Below are 223 nucleotides of genomic sequence, written 5' to 3' on the forward strand. Positions count from 1 at the left end.
TGGAGCTTCTTCGCTTAATTCTGCACCTTCTGTCGAAGCTGTTTCCAATTGAGCTTCTTCGCTTAATTCTGCACCTTCTTGTGGTGCTGTTTCCAATGGAGCTTCTTCGCTTAATTCTGCACCTTCTGTCGAAGCTGTTTCCAATTGAGCTTCTTCGCTTAATTCTGCACCTTCTTGTGGTGCTGTTTCCAATGGAGCTTCTTCGCTTAATTCTGCACCTTCT

General features: G+C 44.8%; 1 pseudogene. It reads right to left on the reverse strand.

The annotated features are described in order from the left end of the window. Positions 1-223 (reverse strand): annotated as a pseudogene (locus tag GCL60_RS17335) (hypothetical protein); the annotation flags it as partial.

Source organism: Silvanigrella paludirubra (assembly GCF_009208775.1).
GTDB classification, from domain to species: Bacteria; Bdellovibrionota_B; Oligoflexia; order Silvanigrellales; family Silvanigrellaceae; genus Silvanigrella; species Silvanigrella paludirubra.